This is a genomic window from Rathayibacter sp. VKM Ac-2754 (genome assembly GCF_009807095.1).
In the GTDB taxonomy this organism is placed as follows: domain Bacteria; phylum Actinomycetota; class Actinomycetes; order Actinomycetales; family Microbacteriaceae; genus Rathayibacter.
The window spans coordinates 377,948-393,639 of record NZ_WUCC01000004.1 but is presented as its reverse complement, the minus strand read 5'-3'; the positions used below and the strand labels follow the sequence as shown (position 1 = coordinate 393,639).

Sequence of the window (15,692 nt, the reverse complement as noted above, 5' to 3'; positions counted from 1 at the left end):
ACAGTTGTGGAGCTTCCGAGATGAATTCGTTGCACTGCCGCCGCCGCGGCGTGCCCGGCTTCCGCCAGGATCAGCACTGGGGGGCGCATCGTCCCCGATCCAGGGGGAAGCCGGGCGCGCATGCAGCGCCCCGGAGAGAGTAGGACTCGTGCGTACAGCGCGACGGCGCCGCAGCGCCACCGTCATCACCACCGCCGCACTGCTGGGAGCGCTCGCGTTCCCGTCAGCCGCGACCGCGACCGAGCTCACCGCGGCCACCGTCGCGGAGCCGACCGCCACCGCCACCGCCACACCCGCACCGACCGCGACGCCGACCGAGACCGTGACGCCGACGCCGACCGAGACCGCGACGCCGACGCCGACGCCGACCGCGACTCCGACCGACACACCGGCTCCGACCGCGACCCCCACCGCGACTCCCGAGCCGGCGCCCGCCGCTGCGCCCGCCGCCGCGGCCCCGGTCCTGTCCCTGCCGCGCACCGCCTTCGTCGCGGGAACCCTCACCGCCCGGAACCCCGAGGGGTGGGGCGGCGGCATCGACGCCGTCGCCACCGGGTTCGCTCCCGGCACCGTCGTCGTCTTCACGATGATGGACGGCCCGGCCGCGGAGGCCCGGACCACCGTCGTCGCGTCCGCCACCGGCGAGGCGACGCTCACCGACTGGCTGCCGCTGTTCCTCGACGGCCCGTCGGCCGGCACGAACATCGACCCGCACCTCCCCCGGTCCGGCGAGCAGATCACCGTCGTCGCCGACGGCATCGACGCCGCGGGCGGTCCGATCGTCTCGAACGCGGTCCCGCTGGCCATCGCCCAGCCCGACGCGTCGGCGGCGTTCCTCGTGGCCGAGGACGCCTCCGAGATCCCCGCCGGCGCAGAGGTCGGCGTCGCCGGCTTCCGGGTCTTCGGAGTCGTCGCCGTCCTCCAGGGCTTCGACCGCGACGAGGCGGTCGCGATCACCCTCACGGCTCCCGACGGCTCGGTCTCGTCACCGCCCGCCGCGAACCCCCAGCCGCTCTACGGAGAGACCTCCGTGCGCCTGGACGAGAGCACGATGGCCGACCAGTTCGGCACCTTCACGGTGACCGCCGTCGGCTCGTCCAGCGGTCGGACGGTGACCTCGTCGCTCGTCCAGGTCCGCACCGACCCCGGCATGCGCATCTGGCCGGTCGGCGCCTACCCCGAGGCGGCTCCCGCCGACGGCCAGCCCACCAGCGGAGGCGCCGTCTGGGGCTTCGGCGCGAGCGAGTCCGTCGCCGTCAGCGTCTACTCGGTCGACGGAGTGCGCCAGCGCCTCGCCGACGGCGGCACCCGCCTCCGCTACGCCGCCGACGCGGTCGGCTGGAGCACGATCGCGATCGGCGCCTACCCGCTCGCCGACCCGCGCGCCGAGGTCTACTGCGTCGTCGCGCTCGGCGAGTCGAGCGGTCGCACGGCCAGCACCTCGTACGACTACTCGCTGACCGAGGACGACCAGATCGCCGAGACCGCCGACTGCTCCGCCGCCGAGGCGGCAGCGGCACGCGGAGGAGCCGCCACGGTCGGGGGCAACGGACCGGCGCTCGCCGCGACCGGCGTCTCGCCGAGCGGCCCGCTCGCCCTGGCCGCCATCGGCATCCTGGGCGGCCTGGCTCTGCTGGTCACCCGCCGCCGCCGCGCCTAGCGGTCACCGAACGGGGATCACCGCCACCCGGTGGTGGTCCCCCTGTTCGGGCACTCGCCTGCTGAGGCGGGCCTGCGTCATAATGCGCCTATGAGCAAGAAGATTGACGCCGCCCACCGCGCACTGATAGCGGCACTCGACGAGCACGCCGCTCTCGTCACCGACAAGGAGGCGAGCCAGCGGAAGGTCGAGCGGGCCGCCGCCGACCTGCGCAGCGCGGCGAAGGCCTACTCCGCCCTCGTCTCCGCCCGCACCGGCACGGCCAGTCCGCTCGCCGACATCGCCGACCCGCGCCTGGATCCGCCGACCATCGCCTCGCTCCGCGCCGAGCGCGACGCGATCGCGACGCGTCTCGCGCGCCACGAGGCCGCGGCGGAGTCGCTCGCCGGCTGACCCTCCGAGTCGCCGTGTTACGGGCATGTTTCGTGCGCCGTCGCGCGCCTGCGTAGGTTGGCCTCCGGGATCCGCGCAGTCGCGGCGACGTGCGACCGGAGGCCGGTCGCAGCGCCGGCGGTGACCGATGACCGCCCGGGTGACGCACGGATCCTCTCCACGGAAGGATCCACCACAGCATGTCCCTGCGCAGCACCCTCCTCGCGACCACCGCGATCACCGCTTCGGCTCTCCTCCTCGCCGGCTGCTCGTCCGCCGCGTCCGGCGCCGACGACACCGTCCGCATCGGCGTCGTCGGCGCGAGCGACCCCTACTGGGCCACCTACGAGAAGGCTGCGGAAGACGCCGGCATCGACGTCGAGATCGTCGACTTCACCGACTACAACCAGCCCAACCCGGCGCTGAGCGAGGGCGAGATCGACCTGAACCAGTTCCAGCACCTGGTCTACCTGTCGCAGTACAACACCTCGGCCGACGCCGACCTCGTGCCGATCGGCGCGACGGCGATCTACCCGCTCGGCCTCTACTCGACGCAGTACGACAGCGTCGACGACATCCCCGAGGGCGCCACCGTCGCCGTGCCCGACGACGAGAGCAACCAGGCGCGCGGACTCCTCGTGCTCCAGTCGGCCGGGCTGGTCGAGCTGAAGGACGGCGGAAGCATCCTCTCGAGCATCGACGACGTCGACACCGCCGAGTCGAAGGTCGAGGTCACGGCGCTCGACGCCGCGCTGACGGCCACCTCGCTGCCCGACGTGGCCGCCGCGATCGTCAACAACGACTACCTCGAGGGCGCCGGACTCGCCGCCTCCGACGCGATCGCCGAGGACGACCCGAGCGACCCGAACGCGATCCCCTACGTCAACGTCTTCGCGGCGCGCTCCGAGGATGCGGACAACGAGACGTACGAGAAGCTCGTCGACATCTACCAGACGACGCAGGCGGTGCTCGACGGAGTCTCCGAGCAGTCAGGCGGCACCGCGATCTTCGTGACGACTCCGGCCGACGAGCTGCAGTCGACTCTCGAGACCGTCGAGAAGGACACCGCCGCCCAGGCCGGCTGAGCGCCGTGGCCCTCATCAGGCTCACCGACGTGAGCAAGACCTACCCGCCGACGTCCCGCGGGGGCGCGAGCGCCGTCGCCGTGGACGGCGTCAGTCTCGACATCGAGGCGGGCGACGTCTACGGCGTCATCGGCTACTCGGGCGCCGGCAAGAGCACGCTCGCGCGCCTCGTCAACGCCCTGGAGCCCGCGACGAGCGGCAGCATCGAGATCGACGGTCGCGAGATCGTGGGCCTCCCCGAGCGCGAGCTGCGGCGCCTGCGCCTGGGGATCGGCATGATCTTCCAGCAGTTCAACCTCTTCGGCTCCAAGACCGTCTGGCAGAACGTCGCCTACCCGCTGCAGGTCGCCGGCACGCCGCGGGCCGAGCTGCGCGCCCGGGTCGACGAGATGCTGGCGTTCGTCGGTCTCACGGAGAAGGCGCGCAGCCACCCGGAGCAGCTCTCGGGCGGCCAGAAGCAGCGCGTCGGCATCGCGCGCGCCCTCGCGGCGTCGCCGCGCATCCTCCTCGCCGATGAGGCGACCAGCGCCCTCGACCCCGACACGACGGGCGAGGTGTTGGCGCTGCTCAGACGCATCAACGAGGAGCTCGGCGTCACCATCGTCGTCATCACGCACGAGATGGACGTGGTGCAGCAGCTCGCGACGAAGGTCGCCGTGATGGAGGCGGGCCGCATCATCGAGCGCGGCCCCGTCTTCGACGTCTTCTCGGACCCGCAGCAGCCCGTCACCCAGCGGTTCGTCTCCACCGTGGTCCGCTCGATCCCGTCCGCTGCCGAGGCCGCGGTGCTGCGCGAGCGGCACCGCGGCCGGCTGGTCACGCTGTCGTTCTCGGACGACTCCGCCTCGCAGGGCGACGTCTTCGCCGAGATCGCGCGCGCCGGCGTGCCGCTCGAGCTGGTCTACGGAGGCATCACGGACGTCCGCGGTCGCGCCTTCGGCCACCTCACGGTCGCGCTCGACGCCCCCGACGACACCGTCGAGCCCCTGCTGGCCCGCCTCGGCGGCCGCATCACCGTCACGGAGGTGCCCCGATGGACGCGCTGATCCCCCTGCTGCCCAAGCTCGGCGAGGCGACCGGTCAGACGCTCTACATCGTCGCGCTGAGTCTCCTGTTCGGCGGGCTCGGCGGCCTGCTGATCGGGCTCGGCCTCGCGCTCACCCGCGGCGGTGCGCTCTTCGCGAACCGCTTCGTGCACGGGCTGCTGAACGTGATCGTGAACGTCTTCCGGCCGATCCCGTTCATCATCTTCATCGCGGCGGCGCAGCCCCTCGCGCGCCTCGTCGTCGGCTCGGGCATCGGCACCGACGCGATCGTGTTCACGCTGTCGCTCGCCGCGGCCTTCGGCATCGGACGGATCGTCGAGCAGAACCTGCTCACCGTCGGGCCCGGCGTGATCGAGGCCGCACGCTCGGTCGGCGCGAGCCGACTCCGGATCGTGCGCACGGTGCTGCTGCCCGAGGCGCTCGGGCCGCTGATCCTCGGCTACACGTTCGTCTTCGTCGCGATCGTCGACATGTCGGCCGTCGCCGGGTACATCGGCGCCGGCGGGCTGGGCACGTTCGCGATCCAGTACGGCTACCGCCAGTTCGAGCCCGTGGTGACGTGGGCCGCCGTGCTCGTCATCATCGTGATCGTGCAGGTCGTGCAGCTGCTCGGCAACGTGCTGGCCCGCCGCGTGCTGCGCCGCTGAGCCGGGGCCCTCCTACGAGAATTCACCTCCTGAGCACGCGCGCTGCCAGCAAGTAGGGTCGCAGCCTGCTGATCGAGTAGCCCGCGGAGCGGGCGTATCGAGATCGACCAAGGTCAAAAGGCCAGGTCAGATCCCTGATCTGCTGGCGGACAAGGGTCTCGATACGCCCCTGCGGGGCTACTCGACCAGCAGGCTGGCAGCACTACATCAGCTGAGAAGAGGGTGCCTCCGCTGTCGGGCGAGCCCCTCCCCTCTCCGCTGATGTTGCGCTGGGCATGCTGCGTGCGGGCGCCCCTTCTCCGTCACCACTGAGACGCGACGCTGCTTCGCCGCTCGATACGCCGCCTGATCGACCAGCGGACATGGCAGAGGAACGCGAGAGGCCACCCGAGTACGCGACTCGGGTGGCCTCTCGGCGCGGGTGGGCGTCAGTAGCGCGGCTTGCGCTCCGGGCGGTCGGTGGAGCGCGACGGGCCCGAGGGGCGGCCGCCGCGGTCGGCACCGGCGCGGCTCGGGCGACGGTCGGGCTTCAGCTCGATGAGCTGACCGCTGATCCGGGTGTCGGCGAGGCGGTCGAGCACGTCCTGCGGGAGGTTCGCGGGCAGCTCGACGATCGAGAAGTCCGGGCGGATGTCGATGTGCCCGAAGTCGCCGCGGTTGAGGCCGCCCTCGTTCGCGAGCGCGCCCACGATCTGGCGGGGCTCGACGCGCTGGCGGCGGCCGACCTCGATGCGGTACGACGCGAGGTTGCTGTTCGACGAGCGCTGACGGCGCTCGGGGCGCTCGCCCCGGTCGTCGCCGCGGTCCGGGCGGCTGTCGCTGCGATCGTCGCGCTCGCGACGGGCGAAGCGCGGGTCGTCGGGCGAGAGCAGCAGGGGTTCCTCGCCCTGCGCCACGATCGCCAGCGCGGCGGCGACGTCCGACTCGACCACGTCGTGGTGCTCGACGTAGTGGCCGATGATCTCGCGGAACCGGTCGAGCCGCTCGCGGTCGGCGAGCGCCTCCGTGATCGCGTCGTCGAAGCGCGAGAGACGGGTGACGTTGACGTCCTCGACGCTCGGCATCCGCATCTCGGTGAGCGGCTGGCGGGTGGCCTTCTCGATCGCGACGAGGAGTCGGCGCTCGCGCGGCGTGACGAAGCTGATCGCCGCGCCGCTGCGCCCGGCACGGCCCGTGCGGCCGATGCGGTGCACGTACGACTCGGTGTCGATCGGGATGTCGTAGTTGACGACGTGGCTGATCCGCTCGACGTCGAGACCGCGGGCGGCCACGTCGGTCGCGACGAGGATGTCGAGCTTGCCCGACTTCAGCTGCTCGACGGTGCGCTCGCGCTGGGCCTGCTGCACGTCTCCGCTGATCGCGGCGGCGGTGTAGCCGCGGGCGCGCAGCTTCTCGGCCAGCGACTCCGTCTCGCTCTTGGTGCGGACGAACACGATCATGCCCTCGAAGTTCTCGACCTCGAGGATGCGCGTGAGGGCGTCGACCTTCTGCGGGTACGACACCATCAGGTAGCGCTGCGTGGTGTTGACGGAGGTCGTGGTCTTGTTCTTGACCGTGATCTCCTCGGGCTCCTTGAGGTACTTGCCCGAGATGCGGCGGATCTGAGCGGGCATCGTCGCCGAGAACAGCGCGATCTGCTTCTCGATCGGAGTGTCGGCGAGGATCGTCTCGACGTCCTCCGCGAAGCCCATCTTCAGCATCTCGTCGGCCTCGTCGAGCACCAGGAACTTGAGCTGCGAGAGGTCGAGCGTGCCCTTCTCGAGGTGGTCCATGATGCGGCCGGGCGTGCCGACGACGACGTGGACGCCGCGGCGGAGCGCGGAGAGCTGCGTGCCGTAGCCCTGGCCGCCGTAGACGGGGAGCACGTGGACGCCGCGCAGGCCCGACGCGTAGCGCTCGAACGCCTCGCAGACCTGCAGCGCGAGCTCGCGCGTGGGCGCGAGGACGAGGGCCTGCGGGGTCTTCTGCGAGAGGTCGAGGCGCGACAGGATCGGCAGCGCGAACGCGGCCGTCTTGCCGGTTCCGGTCTGCGCGACGCCGAGGACGTCGCGGCCGGAGAGCAGGGAGGGGATCGTCGCGGCCTGGATCGCCGAGGGGATCTCGTAGCCGACCTCCTTGAGCGCCTTGAGCACGGGGTCGCTCAGGCCGAGGTCGGAGAAGGTCTGCGAGGGGGCGGAATCGGCCTCGGGAGTGGTTGCCGCCACCGGAGCGGTGTCGCTCTCGGGGGCGGAAGAAGGTGTATCGGTGGTCGCCATGGTCCCACGGTAGGGCGTCCGTGGCCCTCTTACCGCAGAAACAGGGCCTTCGGGGTGGATTCGACCCCTCGCTCAGTAGAACTCGACCGTGTCGACGCGGTTGATCAGCGGCTCGCCGTCGAGGAACCGCGTCGCGTTGCCGGCGAAGAGCTCGGCGATCAGGCGGTCCTCCGCGGCGTTGAGGGCAGCGGTGTGCGGGCTGATCAGCACGTTCGGGTGCGCCCAGAGCGGGCTGTCGGAGGAGAGCGGCTCCTCGGCCACGACATCGAGCGCGGCGAAGCCGACGCGGCCGTCCTCGAGGGCGGCGATCATCGCCTCCTCGTCGATCACCGTGCCGCGGCCGACGCTGACGAGCGTCGCCCCGGGCTTCAGCGCCGCGAAGAAGTCGGAGCCGACCAGCTTCTCGGTCGCGCTGGTCCCGGGCAGCGTCACCACGACTCCGTCGACGCGCCCCGCCACCTCGGCGATCGCAGAGGGCTGGACGATCTCGTCGACGTGCTCGAGGGAGGTCTCGTGGCGGCTCGTGCCGATCACGCGGGCGCCGAACTGCGCGAGGAGGCGGGCGGTCTCGCGGCCGATGCTGCCGAGGCCGACGACGAGGATCGTCTGCTGCGAGAGCAGCCCCATCGTCCAGCGCGATCCCCAGACGCGGTCGCTCTGGAGCGACTGCAGCCGGGGCAGCGTCTTGGCTCCGGCGAGGAGGCCGAAGACCGAGAACTCGGCGAGCGGCGTGGCGTGCACGCCGGCCGACGTCGAGAACGCGACCCGCTCGAGCTGCTCGGAGTCGAGCCCCGCCGCCTTCACCTGGCCGCCGCCGCCCGCGGGCATCGTCTGCACCCAGCGCAGCCCGGAGTTGGCGGCGACGGCGCGGGCGAGGGCGGACGGGGTCTCGTCGGGGACTCCGTAGAGCACCTCGGCCGAGTCGATCAGCGCCTCGAACGCCGCCTGCTGCTCGGCGGTGCGCTCGAAGCCGGGGTCCCCCTGGTGGTCTCCGGGGTGGCGCATCGGGGGGAGGAGGCTCTGGTCGGCGACGAAGTCGATCCGCGGCTCGAGCTCGACCACGCGCGCGATCAGCTCGTCGCTGATGGGGGTGGCGGCGACGACGCGGAGGCGTCCCTGGGTCACGGTGGTCTCCCTCGATCGACCGCGGACGTCGCCCGCGGACAGGCGCCACGATACCCACCGGGTCCGACCGCGACGCGCCTGGTGCTCATGGACGGCTCATCGGAACCGCATAGCCTCGCCGGTCAGCATGGCTCCCGACGGACACCACGACCCCCGAGGAGCACCCCGATGACCCGCATTCCCGAGCCCCAGCGCACCCCCGACGGACTCGCCTACGAGGGCCGCCGCCTCGACCGCCCCGACGAGGAGGTCGTCGACCAGGGCCTGCTCTTCGACATCGGCACCCTCGTCAGCCGGCGCCGCGTGCTCTCGCTGATCGGAGTCGGCACCGCCTCGGTCGGACTCGCCGCGTGCTCGACGGCGGGCGGCACGAGCGCGTCGGCGACCGCTACCGCCTCCGCCACCGCCACCGCATCGGCCGCTGCGACCGCCTCCGGAGCCGAGATCCCCGACGAGACCGCCGGCCCCTACCCGGGCGACGGCTCGAACGGTGCCGACGTGCTCGAGGACTCGGGGGTCGTCCGCAGCGACATCCGCTCGAGCATCGACGGCGGGGCGACGGCCGACGGCGTCCCGATGACGCTCAGCCTGACCGTCCTCGATCTGGCGAACGGCGGCGTGCCGTTCGCGGGGGTCGCCGTGTACGTCTGGCACTGCGACGCGGGCGGGAACTACTCGATGTACTCCAGCGGCATCGAGGACGAGACCTACCTCCGTGGAGTGCAGGTCGCCGACGCGAACGGCAGGGTGACCTTCACCTCGATGTTCCCCGCCTGCTACTCGGGGCGCTGGCCGCACATCCACTTCGAGGTCTACCCCGGGATCGACGCGATCACCGACGCCTCGAACGCGATCGCGACCTCTCAGGTCGCGCTGCCGGAGGAGGCGTGCGCCGCGGTCTACGCGCTCGACGCGTACAGCGGCTCGGCCGGGAACCTCCAGCAGGTGACCCTCGACTCCGACAACGTCTTCGGTGACGACGGCGGCGCGCTGCAGCTCGCCGCGATCAGCGGAGACGTCGACGCGGGCTACTCCGTCTCACTGACGGCACCCGTCGACACCGCCACCGCCCCGACCGCCGGCAGCGCCCCGGGGAGCCGCTGAGCGCGGCCGCTCAGGCCGAGGGCTGGTCGGGCAGGGCCGCCGTGCCCGTCGCGCGCAGGCGCTCCTTGACGAGGTCGGGGAACAGCGGGCGCCCGTAGAAGTAGCCCTGCGCGCGCTCGGCCCGGAGGCTCGTCAGCAGCGCGTGCGCCGACGGCGTCTCGACGCCCTCGACGATCGTGTGCATGTCGAGGTCCGAGACGAGGTTGATGATCGAGCGGAGGATCGTGGCGTGCCGCGGATTCTCCTCGTCCGAGAGGAAGACCCGGTCGATCTTGACGATGCTGAGGGGCACGGTCAGCAGGGCCGCCGCCGCCGCGTGCTCCTGCCCGTAGTCGTCGAGCGCGATCGCGATGCCGTCGGTGGTGAGCATCCGCACCCGCTCGATGACGGCCTCGTCGACGTGGCCGATCGATCCCTCCGTGAGCTCGAGGCAGAGCTGGATGCCCTGCTCCGCCGTGCGGTGCGACAGGATCAGGTCGACGACCTCGTCGTGCATCAGCTGCTCGGCCTCGATGTTCACGCTGAGGAACGCGACGCTCGCGTCGATCTCGCGGAACTCGGCCATGCACGACACCGCCTGGTCGACGATCTGCATCGTGAGCCGGTCGAGCAGCCCGAGCGAGCGGGCGATGTCGACCAGCGTGAGCGGACTCAGCGGCGTCCCGTCGGGCCGCGTGTGCCGGGCCAGGGCCTCGAAGCCGATGATGCGCCGCTCGGCGACGTCGATCACCGGCTGGAACGCGACCCGGACGGTCCCGTCGAGCACGGCGGAGTGGATCTCGGCGAGGAGGTCGCCCCCCTCGGGGAGCGCACCCTTGCGATCCTTCTTCGATTCGTACATCCGTGCGTCCGCCTCCTGCATCACCCGGTCGAAAGTGCCGCCGTCGACAGCGACCGGGGCGCCGATGCTGATGCGGGGGTGGAGGGTCGCGCCGCCGACCATGATCGGGCGCTCGACGGCGCGGGCGATGCGCAGCGCGACGGCTCCCGCGGTGACCGAGTCGAGGAGCACGGCGAACTCGTCCCCGCCGATGCGCGCGACCACGTCGTCGCTGCGCACGCTCTCGCGGATCCGGCGGCCGACCTCCTCGAGGACGACGTTGCCCGTCGAGTGGCCGTGCGTGTCGTTGACCGCCTTGAAGTCGTCGAGGTCCATGAAGAGCATGGCGCGCTGGCCGGGGTCGGTGATCGCGGCGAACTCCTCGTAGAGCCCGCGCAGATTAGTGAGTCCGGTCAGCGTGTCGGTCGTCGCCTGGTCGCGCAGGGTGCGCGTGGTGCGCCGGTCGTAGAGCGCCTGCGTCGCGATGTGCGCGAGGGCGAGCAGGGTCCGGTGCTCGAGCAGCGAGAAGCCGTCGGAGTCGGGGCGGCGCGTCAGGACGATGTGCCGCACCCCTGTGCCCGGCGCGGTCACCGGCGCCGAGAGCTCGAAGCGGCGGCCCGGCTCCTCGGCGACGCGGGTGCTGGCCGAGGGGATCGCCGTGCGCGCGGCCCGCTCGAGCGTCTCGAGGATCGCCGCCTGGTCGCCCCAGGGCAGCGCGAGGGAGGCCTCGATCAGGCCGTTGAGCTTGCGCTCGACGCGGGTGCGCCGCAGGTTCTGACTCACGACGGCGATGACGAGCGCGACGACCACGAGGGCGTTGGCCGAGCGGATCTCGAGACCGTCGCCGATCTCGATGCGCTGGACGCCCGAGGAGAGGTGCGCACCGTAGGCGAGCGCCACCAGACCGGCGTTGAGGACCAGCACGAGCACGACGCGGTCGAGGCGCAGAGCGGGGCGCGGCACGTCCGGGACCTCGGCGAGCGAGAGCCACGCCTGGAGGTACTCGAGCCCGATCGACAGCACGCCGTAGGCGAGGACCGCCGGTACCGCCGCGAGCACGGGCCACCAGCCTGTCGTCGGGAACAGCGAGAGCACGAGGAGGAAGGCGCCGCCCGAGAGCGACGCGAGGCCCGTCCAGTAGACGATCGCCAGCCACGGGCGCCGCGAGAGCACTTGGAGGATCACGAGGGCCAGGAGCCAGAGGAGCAGCGCCTCGGCCGCGGGGACGTCCTGCGCGAGGAATCCGAGCACGGCGACGCCGACGCCGAAGGTGACCGTGCCGATGCCGGAGGCGAGCTCGAGGCGGAACGACGCCGTGAACCACATCGCGACGAGCAGCACGAGGAACGGGAGCCAGCGCCCCGGCAGGGCCGGCGCGTTGGGAACGAGCAGGACGACGGCCAGGAGGATGCCGGCTGCGCCGACTCCGAGACGGAGCGCCCGGATGGAGCCCAGGGAGGCTGCGCGCTCGGGCGAGGCGACTCCGGAGACGGCGGCGGCAGAAGTCTCGTCGCTCACGCGGCCCCCCGTCGCCCCCGCGCTCGGGGGACGCGCCCACTCTCGCAGATCCGCGGGTCGGGGTGGCACCACGGGGTATCCCCCGTTTGATGGTCATGAAGGGGAGTGCGTGCGCGGGGTGGAGGAGGTGCGGTGAGGCGGGTGGCCTGTCGCAGAATCGCGGAGGCGGAGGCGGAGGCTGATGGTCGGGTCGGGGGTGCGGCGTCACATCGGCGAGAAGGGTGGCTCGGTCGAGCGCCCGAGGGTGGGCGGTCGGTGGCCTCCAGGACCGCACCGCTGCGATCGGAGCAGAGGGGCGCAGCTGAATCGGGGGCGGCTGGTGCGACGACGAAGCACGGGCGCAGAGGAGGCGGGACCGGGCGGGATGCGGGGGCACGGCGACACGTCAGCGAGAGCGAGGTCGCTCGATCAGCCGCTCGGGGCGTGTAGTCGTCGGATCCCGCTGCGCACCGCTCCGACGGTTCGGGCGGACGCATCAGAAGGGCGGTGGTGCGTCGTCGAAGCGCGGGGGCGGCGGTGGCGCGAGCGGTCGCCCCGGGAGGGCGGGTGGGTGGGAGGTGACGCGCTGGCCGGTGGGGGTGGTCCACTCCGCGGTCCCGTCGGGATGCAGGACGTACGTCCAGCGGTCCCCGTGGCGGACGTGGTGGTGGGCGGTGCACAGCGACGCGAGGTTCTCGAGGGACGTCGCGCCTCCGTTGCGCCACTCGATGGTGTGGTCCGCCTCGGCCGTGGACGCCGGCCGGGTGCAACCCGGGAAGCGGCAGGTCTGATCCCGCAACTGCAACGCCAGACGCATCCGCGGCGGCGGAACACGGCGCGTGCGGCCGACGGAGACCACGATTCCGGTGTCCGGGTCGGTGAGGACGCGGGTGAAGGAGGCGGCGACTCCGACGAGTTCACGTGCGGCATCAGCGGGGATCGGGCCGTAGCCGTCGAGATCAGCAGGCGCGTCGTCCAGACCGGCCGCCGTGGTCGCGGGGAGCGTCAGCCGCACCTCCGCGCGGATCCCGGGCACGAACGTCGACGACGCGTCAGCCGCGTCCGCGATCGGTGTGGTCCCGGTGATGTCTCCGTCGCAGAGCAGATCGGTGAGCGCGTCGGCGCGCAGCTGCGCGAGCGTCCGCTGATCCCCCGTCCCTTCACCCTCCGGCCCGTCACGGAGAGTTCGCGCGATCCGGTCGAGACGGTTGTACACGCCGATCGCGGCCGCAGCCGGAAGGCAGGCGCTGAGCGTCGCCATCCCGTCGACCTCCGGCGTCACCCACACCCCGCGGCCCTCCCGGGCGCGCACGTGCCGCTGGGCGAGGGGCTCGTCATGCAGCCGCTCCCGCAATCGCGCCAGAGCGCGCCGCAACTGGGTCGGGGTCTTCGAGACGGCGAGCTGCGCCGCCTCCTCATCGAACGCACCACGCGCCTGCGGCGGCAGACTCCCCGCGACATCGCAGATCACCACACCCGCCTGCCACAGGATCCGCGCCTCACCGAGGGCAGCGCGGGTCAGGGGCAGGTCCTCGACCAGCAGGAACCCGCGCTCCAGATCCCGGGCCACATCACGCTCCGACACCCCGGACGCGAGCGCGAGCTCCGCCCGGATCGAGCGCTCCACCAGATGATTCGACTCGCTCCCCGACAGACCGCCCCGCGCAAACGCCAGAGGGAGAGTCAGCGCCATCCGATAGCCCTCGTAGATGCGCACCACCGACGCCAGCAGCCACGGCGACGCAGCACGCGCCAACCGGCCCGCGTCATCGCCCGCCTCGAGGACCCTCTCGAGCGACGCCTCCGCCGAACCCACCTGCCCCACATCTGCCATACAGATATTGAATCAGGGACCACCGACACCCACCCGACCACGCACCCCGAAGCGGACAACTCGAGCCCGGACAGAACCTGTGGAGGACCGACGACCTCCATGTCAGCCTCCGCCACGCCTGGGCACACCTCCGGCTCGCGAAACATTGTCCGGCTCGCAGGATTCGCCTGTTCTGACGAGCCGAGCGCGATTTCGCGAGCCGGAGGTCGGGTTTCCGGCGCGCCGAGCGATATGACCGCAGCGGCAGCCGATCTCCGGCTCGCGAAACAACTTCTGGCTCGCGATACTCGCCCGTTCTGACGAGCCGAACGTGTTCTGACGAGCCGAACGTGATTCCACGAGTTGAACGTGATTCCGCGAGCCGGAGGTCGGGTTTCCGGCGCACCGCGGGAGCGCCCGCGCTACGACCGCAGCGGCAGCCGCGCGGCGAGCCGGGCGCCGCCCAGCGCGGGCGACGGGAGCAGCTCGAGCGAGCCTCCGTAGACCGCGAACTGCCGCGACAGGCGCTCGAGGCCCGACCAGCGGGCGCCGGCCTCGACGCCGCGGCCGTCGTCGTCGAGACCCAGCACGACAGAGGGAGGAGCGGTCTCCGCAGGCGCCGCCTCCACCGCGAGGCGCAGCCGGACGGCTCGGGCGCCGCCGTGCTTCAAGGCGTTGGTGAGCGCCTCCTCGATCAGGCGCACGAGCAGGACCCGCTGGTCGACGGTGATGCTGCGCGCCTCCAGAGCGGAGTAGCGCTCGTCGACGTCGAGCTCGACGGCGATCTCGAGGGGGAGGCGCGCGAAGAGGTCGCGGACGGCGGGCACGAGTCCGTGCTCGATGTCGACGGGGTACAGCGCGTTGCCCGCCGCGCGCACCTCGGACTCGCGGAGGTGGTCGAGGCGCGCGGCCACCGCGTCGAGTCGCTCTCGGTCGTTGACGACCGCGGCGGCGCGCAGCTCGGCGACGAGCACCACGAGCATGTTCTGGAGGGTGCCGTGCAGGCGCTGGGCGATCTCGCGACGCACGCGCAGCTCCTCCTGCTGGAGCGCCTGGACGGCCTCGACCGCCTGCAGCACGACCCGGGCGCGCTCGCGCTCCTTGTCGCGGACGCGGCGCGCGGCGCGCACCAGGAGGAACCCGAACGCCGTGATCATGCCGAGGACCACGATGCCGACGGCCAGCTCGATGAGCAGGACGTGGATCGCCGTCGCCGGGTACACGCCGGTGAGCACCTGCAGGGCGCATCGCACCAGGGAGGCGCTCGTCGCGATCAGCGCCGTCCACAGCACCCGGCCCCGCCGCGGGAACCGCTCGGGGCGCACCAGCGCGAGCAGCGCGATCGCCAGACCGAAGGCGGCGGCGTTCACGACCACGCGCACGACGACATCGACGAGGGGTCCGCCCTCCACTCCGCGCAGGGCCTGCGAGAGCATCCCGAGCGCGAACACCGCCTGCAGCGCGGCGAGGACCGAGAGCACGCCGCCGAGCAGCGCGACGGTGCCGCGCACGATCCGGTTGTCCTCCGCCGCGTCGCTGAGAGCCGGACGCAGGACGCCCCGGGTCATCCGGTGTGCTCGAGGAACTGCAGGGTCGCCTCGATCCTCGGGTTGCGGGAGCCGTCGGAGCGCACGCCGAGCGCCGCGTAGAGGGCGTTCACGTGGTTGTCGACGGAGCGGACGGCGATGCCGAGCCGCTCGGCGATCGCCGCGTTGGTGAGGCCCGACGCGAGGCCGGTCAGCACCTCGTACTGCCGGCGGCTGAGGGAGGCGACGGGCGAGTTCCTGCGCGCGGTCCGGGCGGCGACCAGCGCGGGATCGAGGACGGTCCGCCCGTCGGCCGTCGCCCGGATCGCCGTGAGCAGCGCCGCGACCGAGAGCGACGAGGTCTTCGAGAGGTAGCTCCAGCCGCGAGCCTCCGAGCGGTCGAGCCGCAGGAAGCGGTGCATCGCGTCGACCGCCGAGAGCAGCACGACGGCGAGCTCGGGCGAGGAGGCGCGCAGCTCTCGGCCGAGCTCGATCCCGTCGCCGTCGCCGAGCTCGATGTCGATCACCGCGACGTCGAGGTCGGCCGCCCGCACCCGCTCGCGCGCCTCGGCCACTGAGGACGCCTCGACGACGCTCAGCACCCCCGGCACTGATCGCAGCAGCGACGCCAGCATCTGCCGGTACAGCGGCTGGTCGTCGATGACGGCCACCCTCAGATCTCTAACGCCCCCCATAGATGTCACAAGCACATCTTCGCCCATTGTCGGATAACGGCGTGGCC

General features: G+C 72.2%; 12 protein-coding genes. 6 read left to right on the top strand and 6 right to left on the bottom strand.

Going from position 1 to position 15,692, the window contains the following annotated elements:
• Nucleotides 1-148 precede the first annotated feature (148 nt).
• From GRS92_RS09395 to GRS92_RS09375, 5 genes are all read left to right on the top strand, one after another.
• Nucleotides 149-1,660, top strand: coding sequence for an LPXTG cell wall anchor domain-containing protein (locus tag GRS92_RS09395; protein WP_159855528.1), 1,512 nt, complete (start codon nucleotides 149-151; stop codon nucleotides 1,658-1,660).
• Nucleotides 1,661-1,750: 90 nt separating this feature from the next.
• Nucleotides 1,751-2,053 carry a hypothetical protein gene (locus GRS92_RS09390; protein WP_159855526.1) on the top strand — a complete coding sequence of 101 codons (303 nt, stop codon included), beginning with the start codon at nucleotides 1,751-1,753 and terminating at the stop codon, nucleotides 2,051-2,053.
• Nucleotides 2,054-2,232: 179 nt separating this feature from the next.
• Nucleotides 2,233-3,117 (top strand): MetQ/NlpA family ABC transporter substrate-binding protein, encoded by an 885-nt coding sequence (locus tag GRS92_RS09385; protein WP_159855524.1) that lies wholly within the window; start codon nucleotides 2,233-2,235, stop codon nucleotides 3,115-3,117.
• A gap of 5 nt (nucleotides 3,118-3,122) precedes the next feature.
• Nucleotides 3,123-4,163 (top strand): methionine ABC transporter ATP-binding protein, encoded by a 1,041-nt coding sequence (locus tag GRS92_RS09380; RefSeq protein ID WP_159855522.1) that lies wholly within the window; start codon nucleotides 3,123-3,125, stop codon nucleotides 4,161-4,163.
• The gene (locus tag GRS92_RS09375; protein ID WP_159855520.1) at nucleotides 4,151-4,810 is read left to right on the top strand and encodes a methionine ABC transporter permease; all 660 of its coding nucleotides are present in this window, start codon (nucleotides 4,151-4,153) and stop codon (nucleotides 4,808-4,810) included. Before GRS92_RS09380 ends, GRS92_RS09375 begins: the two co-directional genes overlap by 13 nt.
• A 428-nt stretch (nucleotides 4,811-5,238) precedes the next feature.
• Here the strand turns inward: GRS92_RS09375 and GRS92_RS09370 are convergent, their stop codons facing one another.
• Nucleotides 5,239-7,065, bottom strand: a complete 1,827-nt coding sequence (locus tag GRS92_RS09370; protein WP_159855518.1) for a DEAD/DEAH box helicase — start codon at nucleotides 7,063-7,065, stop codon at nucleotides 5,239-5,241.
• Between the two features lie 72 nt (nucleotides 7,066-7,137).
• Entirely contained in the window at nucleotides 7,138-8,190 is a 1,053-nt protein-coding gene (locus tag GRS92_RS09365) for a D-2-hydroxyacid dehydrogenase (RefSeq protein ID WP_204162373.1), read from the bottom strand.
• Nucleotides 8,191-8,358: 168 nt separating this feature from the next.
• Here GRS92_RS09365 and GRS92_RS09360 point away from each other — a divergent pair, with 168 nt between their 5' ends.
• Complete coding sequence (locus GRS92_RS09360; protein ID WP_159855516.1) at nucleotides 8,359-9,294, top strand: intradiol ring-cleavage dioxygenase; 936 nt, start codon at nucleotides 8,359-8,361, stop codon at nucleotides 9,292-9,294.
• Nucleotides 9,295-9,304: 10 nt separating this feature from the next.
• Here the strand turns inward: GRS92_RS09360 and GRS92_RS09355 are convergent, their stop codons facing one another.
• From GRS92_RS09355 to GRS92_RS09340, 4 genes are all read right to left on the bottom strand, one after another.
• Nucleotides 9,305-11,632 carry a putative bifunctional diguanylate cyclase/phosphodiesterase gene (locus GRS92_RS09355; protein WP_159855514.1) on the bottom strand — a complete coding sequence of 776 codons (2,328 nt, stop codon included), beginning with the start codon at nucleotides 11,630-11,632 and terminating at the stop codon, nucleotides 9,305-9,307.
• A 475-nt stretch (nucleotides 11,633-12,107) separates the two neighbouring features.
• Nucleotides 12,108-13,445: an HNH endonuclease signature motif containing protein gene (locus GRS92_RS09350; protein ID WP_159855512.1), complete on the bottom strand. Its 1,338-nt coding sequence runs from the start codon at nucleotides 13,443-13,445 to the stop codon at nucleotides 12,108-12,110.
• Nucleotides 13,446-13,846: 401 nt separating this feature from the next.
• Nucleotides 13,847-14,992, bottom strand: a complete 1,146-nt coding sequence (locus GRS92_RS09345) for a sensor histidine kinase (RefSeq protein ID WP_159855510.1) — start codon at nucleotides 14,990-14,992, stop codon at nucleotides 13,847-13,849.
• Nucleotides 14,989-15,621, bottom strand: coding sequence for a response regulator (locus tag GRS92_RS09340; protein ID WP_235021902.1), 633 nt, complete (start codon nucleotides 15,619-15,621; stop codon nucleotides 14,989-14,991). Before GRS92_RS09340 ends, GRS92_RS09345 begins: the two co-directional genes overlap by 4 nt.
• Nucleotides 15,622-15,692 lie beyond the last annotated feature (71 nt).

Excerpts from the sequence above, each read along its gene's own strand:
- GRS92_RS09385 (WP_159855524.1), top strand. The coding sequence starts at position 2,233 with ATGTCCCTGCGCAGCACCCTCCTCGCGACCACCGCGATCACCGCTTCG.
- GRS92_RS09360 (WP_159855516.1), top strand. The coding sequence starts at position 8,359 with ATGACCCGCATTCCCGAGCCCCAGCGCACCCCCGACGGACTCGCCTAC.
- GRS92_RS09390 (WP_159855526.1), top strand. The coding sequence starts at position 1,751 with ATGAGCAAGAAGATTGACGCCGCCCACCGCGCACTGATAGCGGCACTC.
- GRS92_RS09350 (WP_159855512.1), bottom strand. The coding sequence starts at position 13,445 with ATGGCAGATGTGGGGCAGGTGGGTTCGGCGGAGGCGTCGCTCGAGAGG.
- GRS92_RS09375 (WP_159855520.1), top strand. The coding sequence starts at position 4,151 with ATGGACGCGCTGATCCCCCTGCTGCCCAAGCTCGGCGAGGCGACCGGT.
- GRS92_RS09345 (WP_159855510.1), bottom strand. The coding sequence starts at position 14,992 with ATGACCCGGGGCGTCCTGCGTCCGGCTCTCAGCGACGCGGCGGAGGAC.
- GRS92_RS09370 (WP_159855518.1), bottom strand. The coding sequence starts at position 7,065 with ATGGCGACCACCGATACACCTTCTTCCGCCCCCGAGAGCGACACCGCT.